Annotated in this window: 10 protein-coding genes; 9 read left to right on the forward strand and 1 reads right to left on the reverse strand. The window is 42.4% G+C overall.

Translation table 11 applies throughout. The annotated features are described in order from the left end of the window. Positions 1-48: 48 nt before the first annotated feature. Positions 49-690 carry a LysE family translocator gene (locus B0682_RS06180; RefSeq protein WP_078307451.1) on the forward strand — a complete coding sequence of 214 codons (642 nt, stop codon included), beginning with the start codon at positions 49-51 and terminating at the stop codon, positions 688-690. 94 nt (positions 691-784) lie between these two features. Here the strand turns inward: B0682_RS06180 and B0682_RS06185 are convergent, their stop codons facing one another. Continuing rightward, positions 785-1,546, reverse strand: coding sequence for an RluA family pseudouridine synthase (locus B0682_RS06185; protein ID WP_078307589.1), 762 nt, complete (start codon positions 1,544-1,546; stop codon positions 785-787). Between the two features lie 211 nt (positions 1,547-1,757). Here B0682_RS06185 and trxA point away from each other — a divergent pair, with 211 nt between their 5' ends. The 8 genes from trxA to purC all read left to right on the forward strand — a co-directional run bounded on the left by trxA (position 1,758) and on the right by purC (position 9,581). Further along, complete coding sequence (trxA, locus tag B0682_RS06190; RefSeq protein WP_078307452.1) at positions 1,758-2,084, forward strand: thioredoxin; 327 nt, start codon at positions 1,758-1,760, stop codon at positions 2,082-2,084. 365 nt (positions 2,085-2,449) lie between these two features. Then, entirely contained in the window at positions 2,450-3,571 is a 1,122-nt protein-coding gene (nagZ, locus tag B0682_RS06195) for a beta-N-acetylhexosaminidase (RefSeq protein ID WP_078307591.1), read from the forward strand. Positions 3,572-3,611: 40 nt separating this feature from the next. Beyond that, entirely contained in the window at positions 3,612-4,817 is a 1,206-nt protein-coding gene (mltG, locus tag B0682_RS06200; protein ID WP_338044653.1) for an endolytic transglycosylase MltG, read from the forward strand. 3 nt (positions 4,818-4,820) lie between these two features. Continuing rightward, positions 4,821-5,507, forward strand: a complete 687-nt coding sequence (gene tmk, locus B0682_RS06205) for a dTMP kinase (RefSeq protein ID WP_411350601.1) — start codon at positions 4,821-4,823, stop codon at positions 5,505-5,507. Between the two features lie 234 nt (positions 5,508-5,741). After that, entirely contained in the window at positions 5,742-7,187 is a 1,446-nt protein-coding gene (locus B0682_RS06210; protein WP_411350850.1) for a Do family serine endopeptidase, read from the forward strand. Between the two features lie 310 nt (positions 7,188-7,497). Further along, positions 7,498-8,403: a 4-hydroxy-tetrahydrodipicolinate synthase gene (dapA, locus tag B0682_RS06215; protein WP_078307455.1), complete on the forward strand. Its 906-nt coding sequence runs from the start codon at positions 7,498-7,500 to the stop codon at positions 8,401-8,403. 84 nt (positions 8,404-8,487) lie between these two features. Next, positions 8,488-8,787, forward strand: a complete 300-nt coding sequence (locus tag B0682_RS06220) for a hypothetical protein (protein ID WP_078307457.1) — start codon at positions 8,488-8,490, stop codon at positions 8,785-8,787. An 83-nt stretch (positions 8,788-8,870) separates the two neighbouring features. Then, the gene (gene purC / locus B0682_RS06225) at positions 8,871-9,581 is read left to right on the forward strand and encodes a phosphoribosylaminoimidazolesuccinocarboxamide synthase (protein WP_078307458.1); all 711 of its coding nucleotides are present in this window, start codon (positions 8,871-8,873) and stop codon (positions 9,579-9,581) included. Positions 9,582-9,612: the final 31 nt, after the last annotated feature.

Consider the following 9,612-nt stretch of genomic DNA (forward strand, 5'->3'; position numbering starts at 1 on the left):
TAGGAATATGCCTTATCTTATCAAGGATAAAAAATTAAGGATAAAAAAATGATTGATTTTGCATTATTAACAACCTATGTGTTATCTATTGTGCTTTTTTTAGCAACCCCAGGACCAGTAACGCTATTGGTGGTTAATGCAAGCACTAAAAATGGGTTTCTTGCAGGGATAAAAACGGTCATGGGAACGAATACCGCCTCTTTGGTGTTAATTGTCATCTCTTTTATCATCATGAAAGGCGTGTTTTCTGTCAGTGAGGTGGCGTTAAATTGGTTAACATTAATAGGTTCTTTATATTTATTATATTTTTCAATAGGCATCATACGAGATAAAGTGGACATGCAAAAAACGATTGCGAATAACCAACCTAACATAAGCAAAAATCACGTTAAAGATGGTTTTTTAATCGGCATTTCTAATCCCAAAGACATATTATTTTTTATGGCTTTTTTTCCAATATTTCTGAGTGTTTACCCAAGCAACATCAGTATGTCAATGCTGATATTGGTGATGATTTGGATGATGTTTGATTATTCCATTCTTTCTATCTATTCTTTTATTTTTTCAAAAATAAATCATAATCAGACTGCTAACATGATAAATAAGTCATCAGGAGTGATGTTATTATTGGTGTCAATATATGCAATCAGTCAAATGACACATGCTTTATATGTTTTTTATGGTCATTAACTCTAAAACCATCATTTTAATGATTTTTTTTGAAATTAAAATCATCGCTTATGTCATACACCAATATTTAACCCATCAACCCAAAACAGCCAGCCTAAAATGGCACAGGACTTTGCCATTCCATCCATACATTTAAGGTAGGGTGTTTTAATCGTAATTTATGAGCATGTAAACACAATCTGCCTGCCAACTGCCGTGCCATGCCATCAGCATAAATGGGGTCACCCAGCATCACATACCCAAGGTGGGTCATGTGTACTCTTAGCTGATGACTACGCCCTGTTACAGGTTTGAGCGATACTCGAGTAACGGCCTGTCCTTGTCTTATCTCATGATGCAATACTTCATAATGTGTCAGTGCCGCCTTGTGCCAATTGGGGTCGGTGATGTGTTTGGGTTTATGGTTAGGGTCATAGCGGACAGGAATGTTGACACTGCCTTTTTTGCCCGCCACTGCCAGCACACCCATGACCACCGCTTCATAGTGCTTTTGGGGCAAGCGGTCAATGAATTGCTTGCTGATGTGGCTTTGGGCGGTTTTTGATTTGGCAAATATCATGATGCCAGATGTGTCCATGTCTAGCCGATGAATGAGCTTGACGTTTGGATTGACAAACTCAAGGCGAGACAGTAAGCTGACCTTCAGCTGACGACCATCGACACTCAGCAAACCAGCTGGCTTATCAACCAACCAAATGTCATCATCTTCAAATAAAGTGATGTTTTTGGCAAATTGATAAAAAAAATCTGGTTTGTTACGCAAGCGATGTTGTTCTTGTTGGTTAAGCTCATCGATGCGTTTTGGGCTTAGGTTGCCAGTTGGCTTATTTAACGAATTTTGCTGAGTTTGGGGCATGTTAGGCTCACGTTTAATAAAATTTATCGCAATCATTCACATCATTAACGCAGTATTACAAACAGACACACTAAAAAATGTTAAGATAATAGCAGTTAATTCACCAAAAACCTAACGTGCGTGCATCAAGTCTTTATGTGCGTGTCTTATGTGGGTGTTTTGGCTTTAACATTTGTATTTTTTAAATATTTTTTAAACAAAGGAAATGATTATGTCTGCCAATATCGTAAATGCCACCGATGCCACTTTTGAACAAGAAGTACTTAAGTCTGATCTGCCTGTGCTGGTAGACTTTTGGGCAACTTGGTGTGGTCCTTGTAAAGCAATCGCCCCAACCTTAGAAGCCTTATCTGATGAATATCAAGGTAAAGTGAAGATTGTGAAAGTTGATGTTGATGCCAATCCACAATCTGCTGCCCAATATGGCATTCGTAGCATTCCAACCTTATTTATGTTTAAAAATGGTGAAAAAGTAGACATGGTTATGGGTTTACAACCCAAGGAACAACTTGCTCACTTATTAAACAAATACGTATGATTTATCCCCATTTGGTTGTTTTACCATTGTCTTAATTCTTAATGTCATCTATAAAGTTATCTTAATAAAGCATGACTTTTACGGTCATGCTTTTTTGTTGATGAATGTGTTGACTCAGTTAACAAACACTCAGTTAACAAACACTCAGTTAACAAACACTGTTAACAACCGTCTTAAACCATTAACTTTAATACGGTACTTTGGTAATATGGAAATACGGCACTTTGATAAAATGGACAGTTTGGTAAAATGGATAATATGGCACGTTGGTTGTGGTTGTTTTGTGTTCAATCATCGATGACGTCTGATTGTCTTATGACGCATTTTTAATTGTCTTATGATGTCTTATGATATGGGAGTTGGTGGTGTACGGAGCATTGATGGTAGATGTGGCAGGGACACGTCTAAATAAAGCAGACATAGAGCTGATTGGTCAGATGCAAGTTGGTGGCATCATTTTATTTGCCCGTAATATACAAAGCCCAGAGCAAGTGCGTGAGCTGTGTGATGCCATTCATCAAGTTAAAAGACAAAGCATCAGTCAAAAAAGCACCCATCAAGAAACAACCAACGAAACAACAATCAACGAAACAACAACCAACGAAACAACAATCAATCAGCAAATCTTAGTGGCGGTTGACCAAGAGGGTGGTCGGGTGGCACGGTTACAAGAAGGCTTTAGTCCGTTGCCAGCCATGGGAGCCATTGGACAACGGTTTGAGACAGACCCTTGTCATGCCTTGCGATTGGCGTATCATGCAGGCTATCTGATGGCAGCTGAGGTATTGGCGGTGGGCATTGATTTTAGTTTTGCTCCTGTATTGGATTTAAATGGCATCAGCCAAGTGATTGGTGACCGCAGTTTTCATGCCAAGCCACAAGTGGTGACTGCCCTAGCAGGTGAGTTTATCCATGGCATGAAATCTGCTGGTATGGCAAGTACAGGTAAGCACTTTCCGGGGCATGGTTCGGTTGCCCCCGATTCGCATGTGGCGATGGCGGTTGATGACCGATGTTATGATGACATTGCCAATCAAGACTTATTGCCCTTTATGCGTCATCTGCCTTGGCTTGATGCACTGATGCCTGCTCATGTGATTTTTTCGCAAGTAGATGACCGTCCTGCTGGATTTTCTCGCATTTGGTTACAGCAGATAATCCGCCAAAAGTTAGGTTTTGATGGGGTGTTGTTCTCTGATGACTTGTCCATGAAAGCAGCTCATGTGGCAGGTGATGTTACCAAGCGAGTGCAAGCTGCCATATCCGCAGGGTGCGACATGGCGTTGGTGTGTAATGATGCTCAATCTGCCATGCAAGCAGCCCAATTTGCCACGTGTTTACCCATGCCCAATCAGTCACGCCTTGCCAATATGGTAGGTAATATCCCTGTTTGGCAAGGTTGTTTGGCAAGTACGGCTGCCCAATTGCCTTTGTATTCAGATGCCAAAGCATCGATTGCAGACTTTATGGCAAGCTTAACCAGCTAGTTTTTATCCATCTATCTGACCTGCACATGAGGGTTATTCATTGCCCGTTGAGACCTTTGCCATGACTGATGACCATAAGCCAACAGACAAGCCAATCGATGTTAAAACTGACATCAACCTAAGCACGGATAAAAAAGCCAAAGCCACTGATGTCTCTTTGGTGTGTGATTGCCCCAATAAAACTCAGAGTCAGCAAGATGACAATCAGCGGTCTTTCTTTATGATGAAAGGTTATCAGTGGTTACTGGCATTAACGCTGATATTGGGCGCATTATTGCTGGTGGTGTATCAGACCTTTTTGGGTCAATCCACACAGCCTGAACAGTTATTTACCGTGGAAAGTGGGCAAAGTTATTATGGGCTTATCCCCACATGGCAATCAAAAGTTCCCCTGTTTTCTGCCACGCTTGCCAAGCTTTATATCAAAACCCAAATTGATGCCCCTTTATACGCAGGCGTGTATCAACTGCCTGCTAACCCCACTTTTTTGCAAGTCATGCAAATACTTGAGCAGGGAGCTGATATTGCCATGGTCAAGGTGCAAATCATTGAAGGTAAAACTGCCAAAGACCTATATGCCACCATTAAAGACACCCAAGGCGTTGCCATTGAAATTTTAGACAAATCAGACGATTTAAATCGTTTAAAACAACGCCTTGGTATCGATGCCACCACACCAGACGGTAAATATGCCAATAACTTAGAGGGTTGGTTTGCGCCCGATACTTATTTGTTTGCCAAAGGCAGTAGTGATAAACACATATTAACCACGTTATATGACAAACAACGTCAATTATTAACAGACGCATGGGCAAATCGAGATGAGAACCTGCCTTACAAATCGCCCTATGATGCCCTAATCATGGCATCTATCATCGAAAAAGAAACAGGCATTGCTGAAGAACGAGAAAAAGTGGCAGCGGTCTTTATTAACCGCTTACGCCTAGGCATGCGATTACAAACCGACCCCACCATCATCTATGGCATGGGCGAACGATATGATGGCAACATTCGCCGAGCCGACATTAATGAAAAAACTGATTATAATACCTATCAAATTGATGGCTTACCACCAACCCCCATTGCCTTACCATCAAAAGCTGCCATCAACGCTGCCATGCACCCTGCGGATATTGATGCCTTATATTTTGTGGCGACAGGCACAGGTGGACACACGTTTAGCAACACCCTAAAAGAGCATAACCAAGCAGTACAAGAATACTTAAAAATCATCAAAAATCAGTGAGTAATGACCATGACTATCGCACAGATGACACCATTTATCAGCTTTGAAGGCACAGAAGGCGTGGGTAAGACCACCGCCATTAGCCATTTATGCAATCGCTTGCAAGAACAAGGCATTGATTTTGTGCGTACTCGTGAACCGGGGGGTAGCCAGTTTTCTGAGCGTCTTAGACAGATATTATTAGACTCACAAAGTCAGATTCATGATGACAGTGAACTTTTATTAATGTTTGCTGCTCGCAGTGACCATTTGGCACAGTTGATTTTGCCAGCATTGCACGAGGGCAAATGGGTGATTTGTGATCGTTTCACCGATTCAACCATTGCCTATCAAGGGTTTGGTCGTATGATGGATACGCATGACAATACGCATGATAATAATAGGAATGTTGAAAGCCATCAGCAACAATTGGCAAAAATCCAAACATTAACGGATTTATTTGTTCCACGATTACCAGACATGACTTTTTGGTTGGATTTACCAGTGCGTGATGGTCTTGCCAGAGCGTGTAAACGCAGTGTGGCAGACCGTTTTGAACAGCAGACTGTGGCATTTTTTGAGCGAGTATATCAAGGATATGATTACCTTGCTAACAAGTACCCCAAGCGGATTTACCGTATTGATGCCAGTGGGACATCAGAGCAAGTGGCGATGCGAATTTGGGCATGTATGAGCAACAGCAAGTTTTAGCAATGGCTTAAAACCCTAAAATACCAAGCCCATGCGTCAGCCCCTAATGAAAACATTGTCATTAAAACAGCATCGTCATTAAAACAGTGTCCATTGTTGATTGCCAAACAATATGCTATAAAATAATGCGAATGATTCACACCAAAGCAAACTTGTCAGCCATATTTTAAACAAAATTAAAAAGGAAGCTTTATGAGCCGTCGTGTCGCTAAGTCCGCCCAACCCTTAACCTTAATGACTCGCACCGCAGTAAGCTTGATGCTTGCCGTCAGTACAGCATTATCAGTCAATTTAACTGCCACTGCTTTGGGTGTTGGTATGGTTTCCCTAAGTTTAGGTACAACTGCTCAAGCCAAGGTTACCGCCACCGATTTTTCGGATTTGGTCAGTCAAGTTACCCCTGGCGTTGCACGGGTTAACGTTACCAAAGAAATCAGCCATGAAGAGCTGGCAAAAGCACAAACGGTTGAATTGCTCAGACAATTTTTTGGTAATCGACTACAACTGCCTGACACACCACCCATACCAGCGGTGGAACATGCGTATGGTACGGCATTTTTTGTCACCAAAGATGGTTATATGCTGACCAATCATCATGTCATTGAAGGGGCAGACACCATCACCGTTACTTTAAGTGACCGCCGTGAATTAGATGCTAAGCTTATTGGCAGTGATGAACGTTCAGACGTGGCGGTGTTGAAAGTAGAAGGTAATGATTTTCCTGCGTTGCCATTGGGGGACTCTAATGCCATCAAGGTGGGTGAATCAGTATTGGCAATCGGTTCACCTTTTGGTTTTGATTATTCAGCTTCAGCAGGCATTGTTAGCTCAAAATCTCGTAACTTTTCTCGTCAAGCCAGCGTGCCATTTATCCAAACCGATGTGGCACTCAATCCAGGTAATTCAGGTGGTCCTTTATTTAATCGTCAAGGACAAGTCATCGGTATTAACTCTCGCATCTTTAGCGGCACAGGTGGCTATATGGGGCTGTCATTTTCCATTCCCATTGATGCGGCGATGAATATCTATGCACAGTTAAAAGACACAGGCGAGGTCAAACGAGCTTATTTTGGTGTGTACCCACAAGACATTGACCGAAATTTGGCAGAAGCCTATGGCTTGGCATTGCCACAAGGAGCGTTGGTAACACAAGTATCGCCCGAATCACCTGCCAGTAAAGCAGGGCTTAAACGGGGTGATGTCATCATAGAGTACAATGGTGAACGGCTACAAAGTGCTGATGACTTTGTCAATAAAGTCAATCAAGCTCACCCAAATGACAGATTTGATTTGCTTATCCAACGTAACAAAAAACCACAACGAGTTTATGGCACATTAAGTGCCGCCCCATCTGACATGCAGGCTGATGACAATGGTGCGACTAACAACACCATCGCCTTGGGAATTCGTTTGCGTGAGTTGACCCGTGTGGAAGCCAAAGAGTTACAAGCCTTTAGAGTCGATAATGGCGTGTTGATTACTGCCGTAACACCGACAGGATTAGCAGCTCGCTCAGGATTGCAGGCTGGTGATGTGATTACCAATTTACACCAAAAACCAATAACAAGCATCGCAGATTTTATTTATGCTTTAGAATCACTACCAAAAAAAGGGGTGGTAACCATCGAAATTATCCGTAATGGCATTCCTGCCATCATTGGCTTGAGAATTGAAGACTAACTTAACTGACTTAGGGATACGCCCTAGGCTTGACATGCTGATTGAGCATGCCAAATCAGCATGTCAAATGAAATAAGCCAATGTAAATATAAGCCAATGTAAATAAAGGCAATCGCTGGAACTGGACTTATCACCATCAGTGGTGATGTGCTAAAATAACAAAATAGATGCTTTAATAAAATAGATGCTTTAATTTGGTGCTTTCATTTAACTGGGTGCTTTAGTCATGATAAGCACTGCCAGCAAGTAAATGATGAAGCAAGTAAATGATGATAAGCAAACAACGAACAAGCGGTAAAAAGGCAAACATATGACCACAGCGTATGATGACATCAAAGGTGTGTTGCAAGGCTCTATAGTGGCACTGGTTACCCCAATGTTACCCAATGGCGACTTAGACTATACACGATTGGCTGACCTAATCGATTGGCAAATTGAGCAAGGCACACATTGCTTGGTGGCGGTAGGGACAACTGGCGAATCTGCCACACTGACCGTCAAAGAGCACAGCGAAGTCATTGAATTTTTTGTCAAACAAGTGCGTGGCAGAGTGCCTGTCATTGCAGGCACAGGGGCAAACAGCACCCACGAAGCCATTGAACTGACTCGCCGTGCTAAGGTCGCTGGGGCAGATTGTGCTTTATTGGTTGCCCCTTATTATAACAAGCCCACCCAAGAAGGCTTATATCAGCATTACAAAGCCATTGCTCAAGCGGTCGATATGCCACAGATGCTTTATAATGTACCGGGGCGTACCGTGGTGGACATCACCCAAGAGACTTGCGAACGTTTGGCAAATATTGACAATATCATCGCCATCAAAGATGCCACAGGCAATGTTAACCGTGGTCAGTTACTTTGTCGTGCCTTAAGCGGACGCATGACTGTGTTGTCAGGCGATGATAATACCGCCCTTGAGCTGATGCGTTATGGCAGTAAAGGTAATATCTCAGTCACTGCTAACATTGCCCCACACGCCATGAGCCAAGTCTTTGCTGCTGCTTTACAAGGTGATTGGGACACTGCCCATCAGGTGCATGATGGCATTAAACATTTACATCAAGATTTGTTTGTGGAATCAAGCCCCATTCCTGTCAAATATGCACTATATAAAATGGGTAAAATCGATAAAGGTATCCGTCTGCCATTGGTATGGTTATCCCAACAACACCATGACAGAGTCGATGTTGCCCTAAAGCAAGCAGCTTTGATTTAACTGTCTTTAATATAACTGTCATTCGTTGACTTTATTATCATCAAGTTACCATTTGCAATCGTTTATGATTAGGACTGATTTGCCATGCCAACTTTATTTCACTTTGTCCGTACCGCTTTCATCGTGCTATTGGCAAGTATTGCCATGTTAGTAACAGGCTGTCAAAGCACCAAAAACTTATTTGCCCAATATGATAATGGCAGTTTGGACTATCAAAACAGCAAATTACTTGCCCCCATTCATCTGCCAGTCGAGCAAGAGACACAGCCATTTGTGCCACTTTATCCCATCATTGACTTAGGCGACAGTACGATTGATGTTAAGAATGCGTCAGGGAAACAATATCAACTGCCAACACCGAGCCAAGATTTAACCAGCCCATAAACCATCAATCATAAGCCATCAGCCAACCCAAGCGATTGTTTATTCATCTTTATTTGTCATCAAAATTTACTAAGGCTCTCATTATGCAAAAGCAACAATTACTTTATAAAGGCAAAGCCAAATCTGTCTATGAAACCGATGACAGTGATTTTTTGATTTTACATTTTCGTGATGATACGTCAGCATTCAATGGTGAGCGTGTGGCACAGTTGGCACGCAAAGGACAGGTAAATAACCGTTTTAATGCCTTTATTATGCAAAAACTGGCTGATGCTGGCATTGAGACCCATTTTGAAAAACAACTCAGCGATGATGAGGTGTTGGTTAAACGCTTACAGATGATACCTGTTGAATGTGTGGTACGTAATTATGCCGCTGGCAGTTTGGTTCGACGTTTGGGGTTGCAAGAGGGGCAAACGCTTAACCCACCAACCTTTGAGCTGTTTTATAAAGACGATGCCTTAGGTGACCCAATGGTCAATGAATCGTTGGCGGTGTCATTGGGTTGGGCGACCCAAGAGCAGTTGAATGAAATGAAAACACTCACCCATCGTGTTAATGACGTGTTAAGCGAGTTGTTTGCTCAAGGTGATTTGATGTTGGTGGACTTTAAGCTGGAATTTGGCGTATTTCATCATCGCATCGTATTGGGTGATGAGTTTTCACCTGACGGTTGCCGAATTTGGGATAAAGCCACTAAGAAAAAACTGGACAAAGACCGCTTTCGCCAATCGCTGGGTGATGTCATCGAAGCGTATGAAGAGGTTGCCAATCGTATTGGTGTGCCGTTATAAGCTGCCATCTGTTTTATCCTCCGTTGCCTTA

Origin of the sequence: Lwoffella lincolnii (genome assembly GCF_002014765.1) — a bacterium.
Taxonomy (GTDB): Bacteria; Pseudomonadota; Gammaproteobacteria; order Pseudomonadales; family Moraxellaceae; genus Psychrobacter; species Psychrobacter lincolnii.